Genomic DNA, 19478 nt, shown 5'->3' with positions numbered 1-19478 from the left:
TGAGCACAGTCCAGGGATCCTGGTCTCCGAGGGAGTCTTCCGTGAGCAAGCGAATGCGATAGGGCGCCGAGCCCCGCCTCCGCACGCCCCCTTCACCTTTCTCTTTTCACGGGAGTTCCCCATGTCTGTCTCCACCGCTGCCCCCGTCCAGCCCATTTGGCGTGACATTTCGGGGGCACTGCCCGTTCTGGGCAGTGATGTCACCGTCCCGCTCGTCACGGGCGGCGAGGTCACCTACGCCGCGCTCGACTACGCGGCCAGCGCGCCGGCGCTCCAGCGGGTCTGGGACGACGTGGCGGCGTACGCGCCCTACTACGGCAGCGTGCACCGGGGTGCCGGTTACCTCTCGCAGCTGTCCACCGACCTCTTCGAGAACGCCCGCAGGACGGTCGCCGAGTTCCTCGACTGCCGTGCGGACGACCAGCTGGTCTTCACCCGGTCGACCACCGACTCGCTGAACCTCCTCGCCGCCGCGCTGCCCGCCGACTGCCAGGTCTTCGTCTTCGAGACCGAGCACCACGCCGGCCTGCTGCCCTGGCGGGACGCCCACGTCACCTACCTCGACGCCCCGCGCACCCCACGGCAGGCCGTCGAGACCCTGGAGCGGGCCCTCGCCGCCCGGGACCCTCGGGGCCCGGCCCTGGTCTGCGTCACCGGCGCCTCGAACGTCACCGGCGAGCTGTGGCCCGTACGCGAACTGGCCGCCGCCGCGCACGCGCACGGCGCCCGGATCGTCCTGGACGCCGCCCAGCTGGCCCCGCACCACCCGGTCTCCGTCCAGGACCTGGACGTCGACTGGGTCGCCTTCTCCGGGCACAAGCTGTACGCGCCCTTCGGCTCGGGTGTCCTGGCCGGCCGCGCCGACTGGCTGCGGGCCGCCGACCCCTACCTCGCGGGCGGCGGCGCCAGCCGCAAGGTCACGCGGCGCGAGGACGGGGGAGTGGACGTGGAGTGGCACGACAGCGCCGCCCGCCACGAGGCCGGTTCCCCGAACGTCATCGGCGCCTACTCCATCGCGTCGGCCTGCAAGGCGCTCACGGAGGCCGGCTTCGACACCCTGGTCGCCCGTGAGCAGCACCTGATCGAGAAGGTGAAGGCCGGCCTCGCCGAGGTCCCGGAGGTCCGGATCCTCTCCCTGTTCGGGGACGACGCCCCGCGCGTCGGCGTGCTCTCCTTCGTCGTCGACGGCTGGAACAGCTCCCACTTCGCCGCCGCGCTCTCCGCCGAGTACGGCATCGGCGTGCGCGACGGCCTCTTCTGCGCCCACCCGCTGGTGCGCACCCTGCTCGGCAGCGACCCGCAGACCCAGGGCGAGTGCGGGGCCCCGGAGGCCGCGCCCGGCGAGAAGTCCCTGAACGCGATCCGGGTGAGCTTCGGCGCGGGCACGCCCGACGAGCACGTGGAGCGTTTCGTGACCGCCGTGACGGAGCTGGTGCGGGACGGCGCCCGCTGGAACTACCGCACCGAGGACGGGCGTTGCGTGCCCGACACCTCCGCGTGAACCGGTAGCCGGGCGCCCAGCAGGATCATCCGCAGGGCACGTTCGGAGGCGTCCGTGAGGAGCTCGGAGGCCCGTACGAGGGCCTCCGCGAGAGCCATCGGGGCCGGCAGGATGCCGCTGTACGCGTCCACGCCGGGCACCTGGTGCGCGCCCTCGCCGAGCGTGCCCGCCAGCGCGAGCACCGGGCGGCCGTGCAGCTTGGCCCGCCGGGCCACCTCGGCCGGCACCTTCCCGCGGGGCGTCTGGTGGTCCAGGGCGCCCTCGGCGGTGACCACCAGGTCGGCGCGGGCCAGCCGGGCGTCCAGGTCGAGATGGTCGAGGAGGACGTCGAAGCGGGGCAGAAGCCGGGCGCCCACGGCGGCCAGACCGGCGCCGAGCCCTCCCGAGGCGCCGGTGCCGTCGCCGTACCGCAGGTCGGTGCGGGTGACGGCGAGGTCGCGGGTGAGGATGTCCGCCCAGTGCTCCAGGCCCGCCGACAGTTCCTCGACCTGGGCGGGGGTCGCGCCCTTCTGGGGGCCGAAGACACGGGCCACCCCGCGCGCTCCGCACAGCACGTTGAACGGGTTGCAGGCGACGAGCAGCTCCACCTCCCGCAGCCGCGGGTCCAGGCCCCGCGCGTCGATCCGGCTCAGCCGCCGCAACTCACGGCCCCCGTGCGGGAGTTCGTTTCCGTCGGCGTCCAGCAGCCGCATCCCGAGGGCTTGCAGCGCGCCCGCGCCCCCGTCGGACGTCCCCGAGTCCCCGCAGCCGACCAGGATCCGCCGGACGCCGGTGTCCAGCGCGGCCCGGATCAGCTCGCCGACGCCGTACGTCGTGGTGGCGCCCGGGTCGCGCAGCGAACGGGGGACCAGGGAGAGACCGGCCACCGCCGCCATCTCCACGACCGCGGTGTCCCTGGACCCCAGCAGCGCGAAGTGCGTACCGACGCGTTCCCCGACCGGTCCCGTGGCGGTCGGCGCCACGAGCCGCCCCCCGGTCGCGGCCGCCAGCGCGGCGGCCGTGCCCTCGCCGCCGTCCACCAGGGGGATCAGGTCGAGCTCCGCCTCCGGCAGCACTCGCCGCACCCCGTCCCCGATGGCATCGGCGGCGGCCTGCGCGGACAACGACTCCTTGAACCCACTGGGGGCTACGACGACTCGACTGAGCATGGGGATCTCCTGGTGGGTCAGCGCGTCAGCGGGACGCCGAGCAACGGCCATACCGCGGTGGCGAAGAAGAGGACGAGCAGGGCGGTCAGGGGTGCCAGGACGGCGGAGAGGCGGAGGAGGTCGCGGGGCGTGTAGGTGGGGGTGCCGGGGAGGTCGGAGAAGAGCGTGACCGGCTTGGCGGAGGCGGGGAGCGTGTGGCAGAAGCCCGCGGCGGCGGTGGAGGCGAGCGCCGCCGCGACCGGGTTGACGCCGGCGCCGACCGCGGCCGCGACGACGAGCGGGACCAGCACCGAGGAGCGGGCCGAGCGGGACTGGAGTATCAGATGCGCCGCCGTGCTGACCGCGATCACCACCGCGAGGAAGACCATCGGGGTGACGCCCGAGGGCAGCCCCGAGACCAGCCACTTCGCCGCGCCCGAGTCGGCGAGCGCGACGCCCATCGCCATGGTCGCGGCCATGAACAGCAGCAGTGACCACGGCACGGTCTTCAGCGCGTCCTTCAGGCCCACCGTGCCCAGCACGGGCGAGGCCGCCACGACCGCGCCGATCAGCGCGACGACCGCGGGCGGCACCTGGTGCAGCGGCTCGCTGCACCACAGGACGACGACCGTGCCGAGGAGCAGGGCGCAGCGCGTCTCGGCCTGCGTCCAGGGCCCGGTGACCGGGGTGTCGGTGTGCCGCTGGATCTCCTCGGCGGTGATGCGCACGGCACCCTTGCGGTCCGCGCGCCGCGTGGTGGTCAGCAGGACGGCCTCGGCGGCCAGGTGGGAGGAGGCCACGGCCAGCGGCAGCCCCAGCAGCAGCCACTCGGTGAAGCCGATCCGCTCACCCGTCGTCTCCCACAGCACCGACACGGTGATCAGATGCGCGCCCGCGCCGATCAGGGTCGCCACCGCCGACAGCAGGATCACGGTCGGGAACAGCAGCGCCAGCATCACGACGAGTCGTTTCCGGTCGGCGAGCGCTTTGGCGAGGGCCAGGAACACCGGCAGCGCGAGAGCGGCCCGGCCGGAGGTGGCCGGCACCGCGAAGGCCGTGACGACCAGCGCGGCCGTCGTCAGGTGCACCAGCTGCCGTACCGTGCGCGCCCCGCCCACCAGGAACGCGGCCGCCCGTCCCGCGAGCCCGGTCCGGGTCACCGCGGCCGCCAGCACGAAGGCGCAGATCAGCAGCCACACGGTGGAGTCGCCGAGGGTGCCGAACAGGGTGTCGTTGCTGATCACCCCGGTCACCGTGAGGGCGAGTCCGGCACCCAGCGCGATGTACGTGTCGTCGATCGGCGTACCGATCCACGCACAGGTGGCCAGGGCGAACACGGCGAGGGTGAACCGGGCGTCCGAGCCCAGGCCGGGGAAGTTGGCGGGGACCGCGAGCAGCGCGCACAGGGACAGTGCCACGCACAGGGCCGCCGTCAGTCGGAGGTTCAGGGTCACGTCACCTACGGTTCAGCCCGCCGGTGAGCCCTCAATGAGCCGCAGATGAAGGAAACTTCACGCGGGCATCCGGTACCCCATCCCGCGGACCGTCTCCAGCCGCTCGGCGCCCAGCTTCTTGCGCAGGGCGCGGACGTACACGTCGACGATGTTCGAGCCCGGGTCGAAGTCGTAGCCCCACACGTGGGACAGGATCTGCTCGCGGGAGAGCACCTGGCCGGGGTGGCGCAGGAACAGCTCCAGCAGGACGAACTCCCGGGCCGTCAGATCGACCGTCCGCTCCCCGGAGCGGGCCCGGCGGGTGCGCAGGTCCAGGCTGAGCGTGCCGGAGCGGAGCATGGTCACCTCCGGCGCGCGGGCCGCCGTACGCAGGCGCAGGCGCACCCGGGCGAGCAGCTCCTCGAAGCGGAACGGCTTGGTCATCCAGTCGTCGGCGCCGCCCTCCAGGCCGGCCACCGTGTCGCGGACGGAGTCGCGGGCGGTCAGCACGATCACCGGGACCGTCACCCGGGCCTCGCGCAGCTGCCGCAGCACGGTGAAGCCGTCCCGGCCGGGCAGCCCGATGTCCAGGACGACCAGGTCGAAGCCGCCGGTCAGGGCGTACTCGTGGCCCGCCTCGCCGTCACCGACGACGGTGGTGGTGAAGCCGTTGGCGCGCAGCCCCTTCTCCACGAAGGAGGCGATGCGTTCCTCGTCCTCGACGATGAGAATGCGGTTCACGGGGCCGCCTTTCGGCCGAGCGGTGTCATGGGCGTGCGTCCTCCACGGTGAGTACGAAGGTGGCGCCGCCGCCCGCGGTGTCCCGCACGCCGACCCGGCCGCCGTGCCCCTCGGCGATCGCCTTCACGATGGACAGGCCGAGGCCCGCCCCCGAGCCGCGGGCGCCCCGGCGGGAGGTGCCGCGCCGGAACCGCTCGAAGATGACCTCGGCGTCCTCGGGGCGGACCCCGGTGCCGGAGTCGGCGACGTACAGCTCGATCCGCGGCCCCTCGGCGCGGGAGCCGATGCGGATGGTCTGGCCGTCGGTGGTGTGCTGCACGGCGTTCTGCGCCAGCTGCACCATCGCCTGGGTGATCCGCTGGGGGTCCACCCCGGCCTCCCGGTCGGCGACCTCGGCGAGCTGCCACTGGCGGTCCCCGAGGGTGCGGACCTTGACGTAGACGTCGGCGGTGAGTTCGGCGAGCTGGACCGGCTCGGGGCGTACGAAGTCCGGGCGCTCGGCCTTGGCGAGCAGCAGCAGGTCCTCCACGATGCGGCTCATCCGGTCCAGCTCGTCGGTGACCAGACGGACGGTCTCCTCGCGTTCGGCGGGGTCGTCGCCCATCAGCTCCAGATGGCCGCGCACGATCGTGATCGGGGTGCGCAGCTCGTGCCCGGCGTCGTCGACGAACTGGCGCTGGGCGGCGAAGGCCCGCTCCAGCCGGTCGAGCATCGCGTTGAAGGTCTTGGCGAGGGCGGCGATGTCGTCGTGGCCGTGGACCGCGATCCGCCGGGTGAGGTCGTGCTCGGTGAGCTCCGCGGCGGCGAGCCGGACCAGACGGACCGGCCTGAGGATGCGGCCGGCGACCGCCCAGGCGATACCAGTGGTCAGCAGCAGGGCGACCCCGGAGATGGCGAGCAGGATGCGGAAGACGACCTCCACCCGCTCCAGCTCCCGCGCGGGGTGCACGGCGACGACGAACGCGGCCTCCGGCGCGCCGCCCGGACGGGTGATGACCACCTTGGCCCAGCGGATGTCCCCGGAGGACCGCGCGAGCACCCCGGAGGAGCCGGGGGCGTCGTAGATACGGCGACGGGCGTCGGCGTCCTCGTACAGGGGCCGGGCGGCGGGGTCCTCGCGCGGCTGGTAGACCCGCCGGGGATCGCCTCCCACCGTGCCCACCAGGCCGATCAGCTCCTCGTCCGGATCGGCGTACTGGCGGACCAGGAAGGCCGACAGGAGCTTGCCCGGGTCGGTGAAGGGGCGGCCGGTGTCCGGATCGACGCCCTCCTTCTGGAAGTTGGCGAACTCGCCGGTCTCCTGGGTGAGCAGCCGGTTGATCCGCTCGTCGGTCTCGCGCAGCAGGATCGAGCGGGTGGTGGTGGCCACCGAGGCGAGCGCGACCGCCATGACGAAGAGCAGCCAGAGCAGGATGCGGACCCGGGCGGAGAGCCGCCGCCGGGATCCCTCAGCGGTCGTCGCCGGGTCCGTCGTCGTCGGTCGCGTCGTCCGGTCCGGTCGGGCCGCGGTCGTCGTCATCGTCATCACTCGCGGTGCTGTCGGTCACCGGAGGCCGCGAGACGACCTCGTCGCTCGGCGTCGGCCCGGGCGGGGTGGGCGTCGGGGTCGGCGAACCGCTGTCCAGCTCGACCTTCGGGGGGACCTTCGGGGCTTCGGGACTGTCGGTGAGGGCGAAACTGGTCGCGGCGATCCCGAGCGGGATCACCACGACGGCGGCGAGGGCCGCCAGCCGGCGGGAGAAGACCATGGGCCTCATGCTGCGCCCGGCGGCCGGGCGCCTTGATGAGCCCGGGATGAAGAACTCTTCATCTCGGGCCGGGACCGGCTCCTCCCGGACGGGGACGGGACCGCCGGCTGTCCGGACGGGGACGGGACCGTCAGCTGTCCAGTCCGATCGCGAAGGCCGCCTCCAGGTCGTGCTGCGAGTACGTACGGAACGCCACGTGCGTGTCCGTCGCCTCCACCCCGGGGATCTTGCTGATGCTGCCCGGGATGACGTCCGCCAGGTCCTCGTGCTGATGGACCCGGACCATGGCGATCAGGTCGTAGGTCCCGGTGACGGAGAAGACCTCGCTGACGCTCTCCAGCGCGGCGATCCGCTCCGCGATCTCGGGGATCCGGTCCACGCTGGTCTTGATGAGGACGATCGCGGTGATCACGGCTGTTTCTCTCCCTCGGAGGCGGCGCTGGGAATCTCACCCTACTCGTGGCCATGACGGCCTGGTTCTTCTGCCGGGGGCCCGGGGGTTGTCCCCCGGAGAGACACAGCAGTGCCAGGTCCGCAGCACACCCATGCCGAGCCGAGGCCCAGGCCGAAGCCGACGAGGTGGGCCAGGTAGGCGACGCCGGGGCCCTGGCCGGCCTGCCCGGCGGCCAGCCACTGGAGGGCGGCCCAGAAGGGCAGGACCACCCAGGCCGGGAAGCGCAGCGGGAGGAAGAGGAGGAAGGGCAGGAGACTGGTGACGCGGGCGGTGGGGAACAGGTACAGGAACGCTCCGAGGACCGCGGAGATCGCCCCGGAGGCGCCGACCAGGGACTGCCCGGAACCGGCGTTGGCGGCCGCGTAGCCCAGCAGGGCCAGGTAGCCGCATCCGGTGTAGAAGAGGGTGAACCGGACGGGTCCCATCCGTTCCTCGGTCATCACTCCGAACACATAGAGGAAGAGCATGTTGCCCAGCAGGTGCACCCAGCTGCCGTGGACGAACAGGGCCGTGGCCGGGGTGAGCAGGGCCCGCGCCGAGCCTTCGAACAGTTCCGCGGGTACCACGCCCCAACGGTGGAAATAGGCCCGCTGCGCGGTGAGCAGCGCGTCCCCGGTGCCGTACGCCGGATTGAGCCCCGCCGCCGGACCGATCACGAAGACCAGCGAGCACACGGTGATCAGGCCGTATGTCACCGGCGCCGGTGACCTGCGCACCCTGCGGCCCGCCCGGCCCAGCGTCCCGCTCCAGTTGGCGATCATGGACACAGAGCATGACGTAAGGGGACCGAACGGAACAGACCGCCTCGCCGCCGGACAGGCCGCGTGGACGCCCGAGCGGCGAGTCCCCGCCAGGCCGTAGGGTTACGGCCACACGTGCCGGGGCAGCCCGGTGCGTCACGGACACTAGAAGGACTAGTAGGAAAGAGCACGGTCACGATGACGGTTCCCCTGCCGACCGCCTCCACGCGGTGGCGCTGCACCCTCTGCGGCAACCTCACGCGCTTCGACGTGACCCGCTCGTCGAAGGTCGTCGAGTACGTCCACCTCGACCTGGCCGGTGAGCCGAAGGTCGAGGAGCGCGAGGTGGTCAGTGAGACCATCGAGTCGGTGCGCTGCCGCTGGTGCAACGCGGTGGATCAGGTGGAACTCGTGGACAGGCCGGGCGCCGGCTCCTGACAGGGAGCGGCCCCGCACAGGCATTGGGGAGTGAGGGATGGTGGAGACCACAGGCGGGGGGCCGGGCGACGGCGCCGCCGAGGTGCTCGACCGCCCGCTGCCCGACGGAGTGCGCCGCAGGGTCGTCCAGATCGTCTCGGACGGCTTCGGTGGCCTGACCGTCGGCGAACTGCCCGCCCAGCTGAGGCAGTACGCCCGGTTCGCCCCGAACCGGCGCGCCAAGTTCGCCGGCAACGCCATGGCGGCCGCCCTGGAGACCGATCCGCTGTTCCGCCAGCGCATCGGGGAGAAGTTCAGAGAGGCGCAGCCGGAGCTCGCCGGCGCCCTCGACTCCGGCTCGCCGCCCCCGGCCGCGGACCCGCTCGACGTGGCGGCCGCGGCCTATGTGCTGCGGCCCACCGACTGGGTGAAGCTCGTGACGGCGGCCGGCGAGGAGGCCCAGCGGGCCGACGCCGAGCGGGCCGACGAGGAGAGCCGGGCCGAGCTGGAGCGGCTGCGCGAGGAGCTCGACCGGGCCCGTGAGCACACCCGCACCGAGACCGAGCGGCTGCGCGTCGAGCTGGACGCGGCGAAGAAGGAAGCGGAATCGCTCCACCGCAAGCTGCGTGCAGCCTACAGCGACGTCAAGCGCGGCGAGGCGGCCCTGCGCAAGGTGCACGCCGAGATGGAGGCCGTACGGGCCGACAGCCATGCCCAGGTCTCCACGGCCGAGAGCGAGTCCCGGCGGCTGAAGTCGCGCCTCGGGGAGGCGGAGGCGGCCCTGGAGGCCACCCGCCGGGCCGCGCGCGAGGGCCGCAGCGTCGAGGACATGCGGGTGCGGCTGCTGCTGGACACGCTGCTCGACGCCACCCAGGGGCTGCGGCGGGAACTGGCGCTGCCGCCCGTCTCGGTACGGCCGGCGGAGACCGTGGACGCGGTGGAACCGGGCCGTATGACCCCGAAGGACATCGCCGCGCGGGCCCTGTCCGAGAACGACCCCGCCATCCTCGACCAGCTTCTCGCGCTCCCGCAGGCCCATCTGGTCGTCGACGGCTACAACGTCACCAAGACCGGCTATCCCCAGATGCCGCTGGAGAAGCAGCGGCTCAGGCTGCTGGGCCAGCTCTCGCAGCTCGCCGCGCAGACCGGCGCCGAGGTGACCTGTGTCTTCGACGGGGCCGAGCTGGCCGCGCCGGTGCTGCTGGCGCCGCCGCGCGGGGTCAGGGTGCTGTTCTCCAAGGCGGGCGTCACCGCCGACGAGTTGATCCGTCAGCTGGTGCGCGCCGAGCCGCCGGGCCGGCCGGTCATCGTCGCCTCGACCGACCGTGAGGTGGCCGACGGGATCGCCAAGGCGGGTGCGCGGCCGGTGGCTTCTGCGGTGCTTCTCAAGCGGCTGTCCTAAACATCAAAGTCCAGGTTTAATGCCCGAATTGGCGCAATCGTCACGCAACGTAGTGTCAAGTGGGTGTCACTCCAGGTGAGTTATGTGCAAAGAATGCACGGTGTGACGAGATTTTTCTCCTGAGGATTTGAACTGATCACAGGAAGGTCACTAGGGTCTGGGCTCGAACCTCCGAGCGGGTGATCACTCAAAAGAAGGAGTTCACCTCCGTGGCGTCCCATCGTCGACCCAAGCAGCCGAGCCGCACGCGCGTGACCGTGCTCACCACCGCAGCTGCTGCCGCTGTGGCTTTCAGCGCCAACGCCGCCAACGCGGCGCCGAGCGACAAGCCGAGCAAGGACGAAGTCAAGTCCAAGGTCGACAAGCTCTACGAGCAGGCGGAGCAGGCCACCGAGAAGTTCAACGGGGCCAAGGAGAAGCAGGAGAAGCTCCAGAAGGAGATCTCCACCATCCAGGACAACGTCGCCCGGGGCCAGGAGGAGCTCAACGAGCTCCGCGACTCCATAGGTCTGGCGGCCGCCGCCCAGTACCGCACCGGCTCGATCGACTCCTCCCTCCAGCTCTTCCTGTCGTCGAACCCGGACGACTACCTGGACAAGGCCTCCACCGCCGACCAGCTCAGCTCGCAGCAGGTCGAGGCGCTGAAGAAGATCCAGGAGAAGCAGCGCGAGCTCGCGCAGGAGCGCTCCGAGGCCTCCGAGAAGCTCAAGGACCTCGCCTCCACCCGCACCGAACTGGGCAAGAAGAAGAAGGAAGTCCAGAACAAGCTCGCCGAGGCGCAGAAGCTCCTCAACAGCCTGACGGCCGCCGAGAAGGCCGCCCTCGCCGCCGAGGACCAGCGCGCCAGCCGCGACTCCGCCGAGCGCGTCGACCTCGGCGACGCCCCCGTGGGCTCGGGCCGGGCCATGGCCGCCTTCCAGGCCGCCCAGTCCCAGATCGGCAAGCCGTACGTCTACGGCGCCACCGGCACCGCCTCCTACGACTGCTCGGGCCTGACCTCCTGGGCCTACGCCCAGGCCGGCGTCGGCATCCCGCGCACCTCCCAGGCCCAGGCCAACGCCGGCACCCGGATCTACTCCGAGAGCCAGCTCAAGGTCGGCGACCTCGTGATCTTCTACGGCGACCTGCACCACGTCGGCCTCTACGCGGGCAACGGCCAGGTGCTGCACGCTCCGCGCTCCGGCACGGTCGTCCGCTACGAGTCGATCAACAACATGCCGTTCCAGTTCGGCGTCCGGATCTGATCCGCCTCCGCGCCGGGATCTGATCAGCTTCAAGATCAGGACACGACACCGCCCGTTCGGGCGAATCCCCGCGACGTGAAGTGACCCCACGCCCCGCCCGCGACCTGCGTCGTAGGCGGGGCGTCACGTTGCGTGGCCGCGGAGGTCGTTGGTGGGTGCCCGGTGACGGGGCTACTGTCTGCCGCGTTTCCCTCATCCGCCAGCGTGAAGGAGTGCGGCTTCCCGTGGGGTTCCATCGCCGCCTTGCATCGCCGTCCGGGTTCAACCGGGGCGCCGGTGCCGCCCTGTGTGTGTTGTCCGCCGCGGCCGCGGCCCTCGGCGCCGTACCGGCGACCGCCGCACCGCACGACGACACCCGCGCCGAGGTGGACCGTCTCTACGAGGAGGCCGAGAAGGCGACCGAGGCCTTCAACAAGGCCGACGAGAACGCCGACGCGCTCCGCGAGGAGGTCGACGAGGCCCAGGACCGGATCGCCCGCCAGCAGGAACGCATCAACACCATGCGGGACGCGCTCGGTTCGCTGGCCGGGGCCCAGTACCGAGCCGGCGGCCTCGACCCCTCGCTCGCGCTGCTGTTCTCCGACGACCCGGACGACTACCTGGACAAGGCCGCCGTCCTCGACCGCATCGGCGTCCACCAGGCCGGGGAGCTCAAGGACCTCCAGACGGCGATGCGCGAGATCGCCCAGGACCGCACGGAGGCGTCCGGCAAGCTCGGCGAGCTGGAGAAGAGCCGCAAGGCCGTCGCCTCCCACAAGCGGTCGATCGAGAAGAAGCTCGCCCGGGCACGGCAGTTGCTGAACGCCCTGCCGTCCGGGGAACGCGCCGCCTACGACCGGGCCTCCCGCTCCGGCCGTGCCGACATGCCCGACCTCGGGAACGCGGCCCCGCCCTCGGCCCGGGCCGCGGCCGCCGTCGCCGCAGCCCGCTCCGCGCTCGGCAAGCCGTACGTGTGGGGCGCCAACGGCCCCTCCGGCTTCGACTGTTCGGGCCTGATGCAGTGGTCGTACGCGCAGGCCGGGGTCTCCCTGCCGCGTACCTCGCAGGCCCAGCGCTACGCGGGCCGGCAGGTCCCGCTCTCCCAGGCCCAGCCCGGTGATCTGGTCACCTACCGGTCCGACGCCAGTCATGTCGCGATGTACATGGGCAACGGCCAGGTGATCCACGCGCCCTACCCCGGAGCGCCGGTGCGCTACGACCCGGTGCACATGATCCCGGGCGCGACCGCCACCCGGGTCTGACCGCGCGCCCGGCGCCCACCGTACGATCGGCACGTGGCTGGTCGAGGGCGGGCGTCGGGACGCGGAATCGTGGCGCTGTGCCTGGTGCTGCTGGCGGCCCTGGTGGGCTGCGCCGGCGGGCCCGCCGCCGACGGTACGAAGGCCCAGGTGCAGCGGCTGCTGGACCGGCGGGCCACCGCGGTCCTCGACCGGGACCAGGCGGCGTTCACCCGGACCGGCGCGCTGAGCTGGTTCCAGAACCTCTCCGCGGTCCCGCTCGCCGGCTGGTCCTACCGCGTCACGGCCGTGCACCGCACCGGGGACACCGCCACCGCCGACGTCGAACTCGGCTACCGCGTCCAGAACCACGACACCGCCCCCGTCACCGTCGCCCGCACCGTGGACCTCTCCGTGGACCTGGAGGGCCGGTGGTACGTGGACGCCGAGCGGCCCGCCGACAAGGCGCCCCGACAGCTGTGGGACCAGGGCGAGGTGATCGTCGTCCGCGGTGAGCACAGCCTCGTCATGGGCGTCGGGCAGACCGGCGAGACGCTGCACACCTACGCGGACCTCGCCGACCGCGCGGTCCCGGCCGTGTCGGACGCGTGGGGCACGGACTGGTCCCGGCAGGTCGTCGTCCTCGTACCGAAGTCGCTGGAGGACATGGCCGCGCTGCTCGGCTCGCCCGCCTCCTCCTACCGCGGGATCGCCGCCGTCACCACCGGCGAGACGGGCGCCCCGGCGCGGGCACCGTCCGACCGGATCATCGTCAATCCCGACGCCTACGGTGTCCTCGGCGCCGTCGGCAAGCAGGTCGTCCTCACCCACGAGACCACCCACGTGGCCACCCGCACCGCCACCACGGCCGCGACACCGCTGTGGCTGTCCGAGGGGTACGCCGACTGGGTCGGCTACCGCGGCAGCGGCCGTACGCCCGCCCAGGCCGCGCCGGAACTGGGGGAGGCGGTGGGCGCGGGCCGGGCGCCGAGGGCCCTGCCCGGGGACCGGGACTTCGGTTTCAGCGGCGACGCCGACGAGCTCGCGCGGGCCTACGAGAGCGGCTGGATGGCCTGCCGCATGATCGCCGAGCGCTGGGGCGAGGTCAGGCTCGGCGAGTTCTACGCGGCCGTGGGTGCCCACGCGAAGCGGGCCGGGGCGGTCGAGGACGCGATGAAGAGCATCCTCGGGACGACACCGGGGGAGTTCACCGCCGAGTGGCGGGAGTATCTGCGGGTTCAGCTGGGCTGACCGAGTACCGCGACGGCCTCCTTCAGCCACGCGCGCTCCGCCCGCGCGGTGACGGGCCTCGGGCTGCCGGGGGGTGTGCCCGGCGATGGCGGCGGCCATGGCGGCTCAGGAGGAGGCCGAGGTCTCCTTGGTGAGGGTGGTGTGATCCGGCGCGGGGGCCTGGGCCGGCCTCGGTACCGTCGCCTGCCACAGGACGCGGGCCGCGAGGACGGTGGCGAGGACCAGCAGGCCGTTGCGGATCACCAGGAGGGTGATGCCGAGCGGGGTGCTGCCGACGACGTCGCCGAAGTAGAGGGGGAACTCCAGGACCGTCACGAAGCTCGCCAGCAGCACCATGACCACGGGCACGGTCATCCGGCTCGCCCGGAAGCACGCGCAGACCGCCGCCAGGCCGATCAGCCACACCAGGTACTGCGGGCTGATCACCCGGCTGGTCGTGGTGAACATCAGCACCGCCACGAACGCCGCGTCGGCCATGGTGTGCGCCTCGAAGCGGGTCGCCAGCACCCGCCACAGCAGCAGCCAGCCGAAGGTCATGCCGGTGAGGGCCAGCGCGGCCGTGCTCACGATGGTCACCCAGGGCCCGAGGAACTCCACCGAGCCGTAGTTCAGCAGCACCTGGCCGTCCCAGCCGTGGTGCCGGGCGACGTGGAAGACGAGCGAGCCCAGCGACTCCACCTCGGTGCCCCGGTCGCGCTGGAAGGTCAGGAACGCGAAGGCGCCCGGCATGGCGAGGGAGAACAGCGCGGCCAGCGCGGCGACGGTCGCCACCGCCGCGGCCCAGCCGGCCCGTGCGCGGACGCCCAGCAGCACCAGAGCCGGCCACACCTTCAGCATCGCCCCGAAGCCCGCCAGCGCCCCCATCAGCCGGGGGTGCCGGGAGCCCACCAGCAGCGCGGCGACCGCGACCGCGGTGACCATCACGTCGTAGCGCGAGTAGACGGTCGGGCCGAGCAGCGGTACGCCGACCACCCAGACCCAGGCCCCGTGCGGCCGCTTTCCGGGGCGTAGACCCGCGTACACCAGCAGGGCGAGGACGACCAGGTCGGTGAGGCAGGCGAGGACGAAGAACGCCGAGGCGTAGTCCAGGCCGGGGAGCACGGCGGGGGAGAGGATCGCGAGGGCGGCGGCGGGCGGGTACTGCCAGGTCACGTCGTCCAGCGGGAAGGTGCCGGTGCGCAGGACCTCGAACCAGCCCTGGTAGGTGATCGAGACGTCGCTGGTGACGTCGGGGCCCGGGAAGACGTACACCTTGTACACGAACAGCAGCAGCACCAGCCTGGTCACGCCCCAGGTGAGCAGCAGCCACGGCAGTGACCGCCTCGCGCCCGACGTCTCCACGTGATCCCCTGACTGTTCGAATTCCCGCCCTCAGGGGAACATGATGGCGTCCCCTGCTGTGAGCGTGCCACAAGGGCGCGCCCGGCTGTGATCAGGTCGTTCGGTAGGGTCGGCGGCGATGCACAGGACGGCGACGCGCAGGACGGCGATGCACAAGACCCTCGTGGTGACGAACGACTTCCCGCCCCGCCCGGGCGGCATCCAGGCGTTCCTGCACAACATGGCGCTGCGGCTCGACCCGGAGCGCCTCGTCGTCTACGCCTCCACCTGGAAGCGGGGCCGGGAGGGCGCCGAGGCGAGTGCCGCCTTCGACGCCGAGCAGCCCTTCACCGTCGTACGCGACCCCACGACGATGCTGCTGCCGACGCCCGGTGCCACCCGGACGGCCGTCGGGCTGCTGCGCGAGCACGGGTGCACCTCGGTGTGGTTCGGGGCGGCGGCCCCGCTCGGGCTGATGGCGCCGGCGCTCCGGAGGGCGGGCGCCGAGCGGCTGGTGGCCACCACCCACGGGCACGAGGCCGGGTGGGCCCAACTGCCCGCCGCGCGGCAACTGCTGCGCCGGATCGGGGAGTCCACCGACACCATCACCTACCTGGGCGAGTACACGCGCACGCGGATCGCCGCCGCGCTGACCCCCGGGGCGGCCTCGCGGATGGCGCAGCTGCCGCCCGGGGTCGACGAGAAGACCTTCCATCCCGGGTCGGGCGGTGACGTGGTCCGGGCGCGGCTCGGGCTGATCGACCGGCCCGTGGTCGTGTGCGTCTCGCGGCTGGTGCCACGCAAGGGGCAGGACACGCTGATCCTCGCCATGCCCCGGATCCTGGCCGCCGAACCGGACGCCGTGCTGCTGATCGTGGGCGGCGGGCCGTACGAGAAGGAGCTGCGCAGACTGGCGCGGGAGACCCGGGTGGCCGACTCGGTCCGCTTCACCGGCTCGCTGCCCTGGTCGGAGCTGCCCGCGCACTACGGCGCCGGGGACGTGTTCGCGATGCCGTGCCGGACCCGGCGCGGCGGGCTCGACGTCGAGGGGCTCGGGATCGTCTACCTGGAGGCCTCCGCGACCGGGCTGCCCGTCGTCGCCGGCGACTCCGGCGGCGCCCCGGACGCGGTCCTCGACGGCGAGACCGGCTGGGTGGTGCGCGGAGGCTCCGTGGAGGAGACGGCCGAGCGGATCACCGTCCTCCTCGGCGACGCGGAACTGCGGCGGCGGATGGGGGAGCGGGGACGGGAGTGGGTCGAGGAGAAGTGGCGGTGGGACTTGTTGGCGGAAAAGTTGAAGACGTTGCTATAGCCGGAGGCGGACAGTCCGCGGATGCTGCGCGCATGACAGCAAAACTGACGCAGCATCAACTGACGCGGCATCAACTGACGAGACGTCAAATCCTCGGTATGGCCGCCCTCCAGACGGCCGCCGCCACCGGTCTCACCCGCATCGGCCTCAAGTCGGCCCAGGCCGTCGAACCCGCCGCCGTCGACAACGCCCCCGCCATCGTGGTCGGTTCGGGCTACGGCGGTGCCGTCGCCGCCCTGCGCCTCGGCCAGGCAGGCATCCGCACGATCGTGCTGGAGATGGGCCGCCTGTGGAACACTCCCGGCCCCGACGGCAAGGTCTTCTGCTCCACCGCCGCCCCGGACCGGCGCTCGATGTGGTTCAAGACGCGCACCGAGGCGCCGCTCGCCACCTTCCTGTGGCTGGACGTCGTCAACAGGGACATCAGCCCGTACCCGGGCGTCCTGGACCGCGTCCGCTTCGGGAACATGTCCGTCTTCGTGGGCCGCGGGGTCGGCGGGGGCTCCCTGGTCAACGGCTCGATGGCGGTCACCCCGCCGCGGTCCTACTTCGCCGAGCAGTTCCCGGCCGTGGACGCGGCGGAGATGTACGGCACCTACTTCCCACGGGCCCGCGCCATGCTCGGCGTCAACACCGTCGACCCGGCCTGGTTCGAGTCCACCGAGTGGTACCGGTTCAGCCGGATCTCCCGCAAGCACGCGGCGAACACCGGCCTGAGGACCACGTTCGTGCCCAGCGTCTACGACTTCGGGTACATGCAGCGCGAGGCCGCGGGCACCGCCACCAGATCGGCCCTCGGCCAGGAGGTCATCTACGGCAACAACTTCGGCAAGAAGAGCCTCGACAAGACGTATCTGGCGTCCGCGCTCGGCACCGGCAACGTCACCATCCACACCATGGAGAAGGTCCGGGGGATCACCCCGGCGAGCGACGGCACCTGGGTGCTGACCGCCGACCGCATCGACGACACCGGCGCGGTCGTCGAGACCCGGCAGTACGGCTGCACCTACCTGTTCCTCGGCGGCGGCAGCCTCGGCACCAGCGAACTCCTGCTGCGGGCACGGCAGTCGGGCACCCTCCCGGCGCTGGACGCGAGCGTCGGGGCCGGCTGGGGGCCCAACGGCAACGTGATGCTCGGGCGGGCCAACCACCTGTGGGACACCGTCGGCGCCAACCAGTCGACCATGCCGGTCATGGGCATCGACGACTGGGCCAACACCGCCAACCCCGTCTTCGCCGAGATCGCCCCGCTGCCCACCGGCCTCGAACACTGGGTCAGCCTCTATCTGGCGATCACCAAGAACCCGCAGCGCGCGAGGTTCTCGTACGGCGGCGCGGGGCTGAGCCTGGACTGGAGCGCCGCGCAGAGCTCGGTCTCCTCCGGCATGGCCAAGAAGCTCTTCGACCGGATCAACTCCGCCAACTCGACCATCTACCGGTACGACCTCTTCGGCTCCGCCGACAAGGTCTTCGCCGACGACTTCACCTACCACCCGCTGGGCGGCTGCGTGCTGGGCAGGGCCACCGACAACTACGGGCGGGTGAAGGGGTACTCGAAGCTGTACGTCACCGACGGCTCGCTGATCCCCGGCAACATCGGGGTGAACCCGCTCGTCACCATCACCGCGCTCGCCGAACGCACGATGGCGCGGGTCCTCGCCGAGGACACCGCGCCATGAACCGTCGCAGAGGTGACTACTTCTGGTAGATCGCCTCGATCTCGTCCGAGAAGTCCTTCGCCACCACGTTCCGCTTCAGCTTCAACGACGGCGTCAGGTGGCCCGAATCCTCCGTGAACTGGGAGGACAGAATGCGGAACTTCCGCACCGATTCCGCCTTCGACACCGCGGCGTTGCCGTCGTCGATCGCCGACTGGATCGCGGCCAGCAGGTCGGGGTCCTCGCGCAGCGACGCCGCGGTGGAACCCTCCGGCTTGCCGTGCTCGGCGGCCCAGCGGCCCAGGAACTCGTCGTCGACCGTGACCAGCGCGCCCACGAACGGCCGCCCGTCACCGACCACCATGCACTCCGCGACCAGCGCGTGCGCCCGGATGCGGTCCTCGATCACGGCCGGGGCGACGTTCTTGCCGCCCGCGGTGACGATGATCTCCTTCTTGCGGCCGGTGATCCTGAGGTACCCGTCCTCGTCGAGGGTGCCGATGTCACCGGTGTGGAACCAGCCGTCGGCCAGCGCCTCGGCGGTCGCGCCCGGGTTGTTCCAGTACTCCTTGAACAGGTGCTCGCCGTGCAGCAGCACCTCGCCGTCGTCGGCGATGCGGACCACCGAGCCGGGCAGCGGCTGGCCGACCGTGCCGATCTTCTGGCGGTCCCAGGGGTTGAAGGCGGTCGCGGCACAGGACTCGGTCAGGCCGTAGCCCTCCAGGACCGTGAAGCCGATACCGCGGAAGAAGTGGCCGAGGCGCTCGCCCAGCGGGGCGCCGCCGGAGATCGCGTACTCGCCCTTGCCGCCGAGGACCGCGCGCAGCTTGCTGTAGACCAGCTTGTCGAAGGTCTTGTGTTTGATCTTCAGGCCGAGGGACGGGCCCGACGGGGTGTCCAGCGCCTTGCTGTAGGCGATCGCGGTGTCCGCGGCCTTGTCGAAGATCTTGCCCTTGCCGTCCGCCTGCGCCTTGGCCCGCGCCGAGTTGTAGACCTTCTCGAAGACCCGCGGCACCCCCAGGATCAGCGTCGGCCGGAAGGACGCCAGCTCGCTGGTGAGGTCCTTGATGTCCGGGACCATGCCCAGCTTGATCGGCGCCATCATCGGGGCGATCTGCACCAGGCGGCCGAAGACGTGCGCGAGCGGCAGGAAGAGCAGGACCGAGCACTCACCGGTGCGGAACAGCGGCCGCAGCCGCTCGACGATGTTCCCGCACTCGGCGAAGAAGCTGCGGTGGGTGAGCACACAGCCCTTGGGGCGCCCGGTGGTGCCGGAGGTGTAGACGATGGTCGCCGGGTCGTCCGCCTTGGCGAGCGAGCCGCGCTCCTCTACGGCCTTGTCGGTGACGTCCTGGCCGAGCCGCCCGAGCTCCTCCAGGCCGCCGCCCTCGATCTGCCAGACGTGCTTGAGGGCCGGCAGGCCGTCGCGCACCGACTCGACGGCCGCCGTGTGGTTGTCCAGCTCCACGATGCAGGCGGTGGCGCCCGAGTCGCTGAGGATCCACTGCACCTGCTCCGGCGAGCTGGTCTCGTACACCGGCACGGTGACCGCGCCCGCGCTCCAGATCGCGAAGTCCAGGAGCGTCCACTCGTACCGCGTCCGGGACATCAGGCCGACCCGGTCGCCGGGCTGCACACCCGAGGCGATGAGCCCCTTGGCGGCGGCGTGCACCTCGGCGAGGAAGGCGGTGGCCGTCACGTCCTGCCACGCTCCGCCCACCTTGCGGGCGATGACGGCGACGTCCGGGTGCTGCGCGGCGTTTCTCCGGACGATGTCGGTGAGATTGCCGTCGGCAGGGACCTCGTACAAAGCCGGAAGGCTGAACTCGCGCAAGACTGCTGCTCCTAATAAGGCGCCGGCGCCACGACGTTGTGCGATGCGACGGTCCGGTCCAAGGCCGGGCAGGTGCCCA

The 19478-nt window shown here is 72.0% G+C and carries 17 protein-coding genes; 8 read left to right on the top strand and 9 right to left on the bottom strand.

Going from position 1 to position 19478, the window contains the following annotated elements:
* Positions 1-121 precede the first annotated feature (121 nt).
* The gene (locus SLINC_RS13030; RefSeq protein WP_067431149.1) at positions 122-1501 is read left to right on the top strand and encodes an aminotransferase class V-fold PLP-dependent enzyme; all 1380 of its coding nucleotides are present in this window, start codon (positions 122-124) and stop codon (positions 1499-1501) included.
* On the opposite strand, the gene SLINC_RS13025 is transcribed toward SLINC_RS13030, so the two are convergent.
* The 7 genes from SLINC_RS13025 to SLINC_RS12995 all read right to left on the bottom strand — a co-directional run bounded on the left by SLINC_RS13025 (position 1456) and on the right by SLINC_RS12995 (position 7765).
* Entirely contained in the window at positions 1456-2649 is a 1194-nt protein-coding gene (locus SLINC_RS13025; RefSeq protein WP_067431146.1) for a glycerate kinase family protein, read from the bottom strand. The two genes, SLINC_RS13030 and SLINC_RS13025, sit on opposite strands and share 46 nt — an antisense overlap.
* A 17-nt stretch (positions 2650-2666) precedes the next feature.
* Complete coding sequence (locus SLINC_RS13020; RefSeq protein ID WP_067431143.1) at positions 2667-4082, bottom strand: SLC13 family permease; 1416 nt, start codon at positions 4080-4082, stop codon at positions 2667-2669.
* 57 nt (positions 4083-4139) lie between these two features.
* On the bottom strand, positions 4140-4802 hold the full coding sequence (locus tag SLINC_RS13015; protein WP_067431140.1) for a response regulator transcription factor: 663 nt from the start codon (positions 4800-4802) through the stop codon (positions 4140-4142).
* A gap of 25 nt (positions 4803-4827) precedes the next feature.
* Positions 4828-6321, bottom strand: coding sequence for a sensor histidine kinase (locus SLINC_RS13010; RefSeq protein ID WP_170068269.1), 1494 nt, complete (start codon positions 6319-6321; stop codon positions 4828-4830).
* Positions 6251-6550: a small secreted hydrophilic protein gene (locus SLINC_RS13005; RefSeq protein ID WP_067431137.1), complete on the bottom strand. Its 300-nt coding sequence runs from the start codon at positions 6548-6550 to the stop codon at positions 6251-6253. The genes SLINC_RS13010 and SLINC_RS13005 overlap by 71 nt, the downstream gene beginning before the upstream one ends.
* 130 nt (positions 6551-6680) lie before the next feature.
* Positions 6681-6962, bottom strand: a complete 282-nt coding sequence (locus SLINC_RS13000; RefSeq protein WP_067431135.1) for an Lrp/AsnC family transcriptional regulator — start codon at positions 6960-6962, stop codon at positions 6681-6683.
* 41 nt (positions 6963-7003) lie between these two features.
* Positions 7004-7765: a rhomboid family intramembrane serine protease gene (locus tag SLINC_RS12995; protein WP_067431132.1), complete on the bottom strand. Its 762-nt coding sequence runs from the start codon at positions 7763-7765 to the stop codon at positions 7004-7006.
* A 177-nt stretch (positions 7766-7942) separates the two neighbouring features.
* On the opposite strand from SLINC_RS12995, the gene SLINC_RS12990 reads away from it, so the two are divergent.
* From SLINC_RS12990 to SLINC_RS12970, 5 genes are all read left to right on the top strand, one after another.
* Positions 7943-8182 (top strand): hypothetical protein, encoded by a 240-nt coding sequence (locus SLINC_RS12990; protein WP_037719539.1) that lies wholly within the window; start codon positions 7943-7945, stop codon positions 8180-8182.
* 37 nt (positions 8183-8219) lie between these two features.
* The gene (locus tag SLINC_RS12985) at positions 8220-9563 is read left to right on the top strand and encodes an NYN domain-containing protein (RefSeq protein WP_067431129.1); all 1344 of its coding nucleotides are present in this window, start codon (positions 8220-8222) and stop codon (positions 9561-9563) included.
* Positions 9564-9772: 209 nt separating this feature from the next.
* The gene (locus tag SLINC_RS12980) at positions 9773-10807 is read left to right on the top strand and encodes a C40 family peptidase (RefSeq protein WP_067445278.1); all 1035 of its coding nucleotides are present in this window, start codon (positions 9773-9775) and stop codon (positions 10805-10807) included.
* A gap of 224 nt (positions 10808-11031) precedes the next feature.
* A complete protein-coding gene (locus tag SLINC_RS12975) occupies positions 11032-12048 on the top strand; it encodes a C40 family peptidase (RefSeq protein ID WP_067431126.1) in 1017 nt (338 codons plus the stop codon).
* 33 nt (positions 12049-12081) lie between these two features.
* On the top strand, positions 12082-13275 hold the full coding sequence (locus SLINC_RS12970) for a hypothetical protein (protein ID WP_079164511.1): 1194 nt from the start codon (positions 12082-12084) through the stop codon (positions 13273-13275).
* Between the two features lie 105 nt (positions 13276-13380).
* Here the strand turns inward: SLINC_RS12970 and SLINC_RS12965 are convergent, their stop codons facing one another.
* Positions 13381-14616 carry a glycosyltransferase 87 family protein gene (locus SLINC_RS12965; protein ID WP_067431123.1) on the bottom strand — a complete coding sequence of 412 codons (1236 nt, stop codon included), beginning with the start codon at positions 14614-14616 and terminating at the stop codon, positions 13381-13383.
* A 148-nt stretch (positions 14617-14764) separates the two neighbouring features.
* Between SLINC_RS12965 and SLINC_RS12960 the strand changes: the two genes are divergently transcribed.
* Together SLINC_RS12960 and SLINC_RS12955 are read left to right on the top strand one after the other, a co-directional pair.
* On the top strand, positions 14765-15907 hold the full coding sequence (locus SLINC_RS12960) for a glycosyltransferase family 4 protein (protein WP_067431119.1): 1143 nt from the start codon (positions 14765-14767) through the stop codon (positions 15905-15907).
* 32 nt (positions 15908-15939) lie between these two features.
* Entirely contained in the window at positions 15940-17586 is a 1647-nt protein-coding gene (locus SLINC_RS12955; RefSeq protein ID WP_445683979.1) for a GMC oxidoreductase, read from the top strand.
* A 16-nt stretch (positions 17587-17602) separates the two neighbouring features.
* Here SLINC_RS12955 and SLINC_RS12950 read toward each other — a convergent pair whose 3' ends face one another.
* Entirely contained in the window at positions 17603-19399 is a 1797-nt protein-coding gene (locus SLINC_RS12950; protein WP_067431113.1) for an AMP-dependent synthetase/ligase, read from the bottom strand.
* Between the last annotated feature and the right edge of the window lie 79 nt (positions 19400-19478).

The organism is Streptomyces lincolnensis, from assembly GCF_001685355.1.
GTDB classification, from domain to species: Bacteria; Actinomycetota; Actinomycetes; order Streptomycetales; family Streptomycetaceae; genus Streptomyces; species Streptomyces lincolnensis.
The sequence above is the reverse complement of the archived record's forward strand: the minus strand, read 5'-3'. Positions and strand labels throughout refer to the sequence as shown.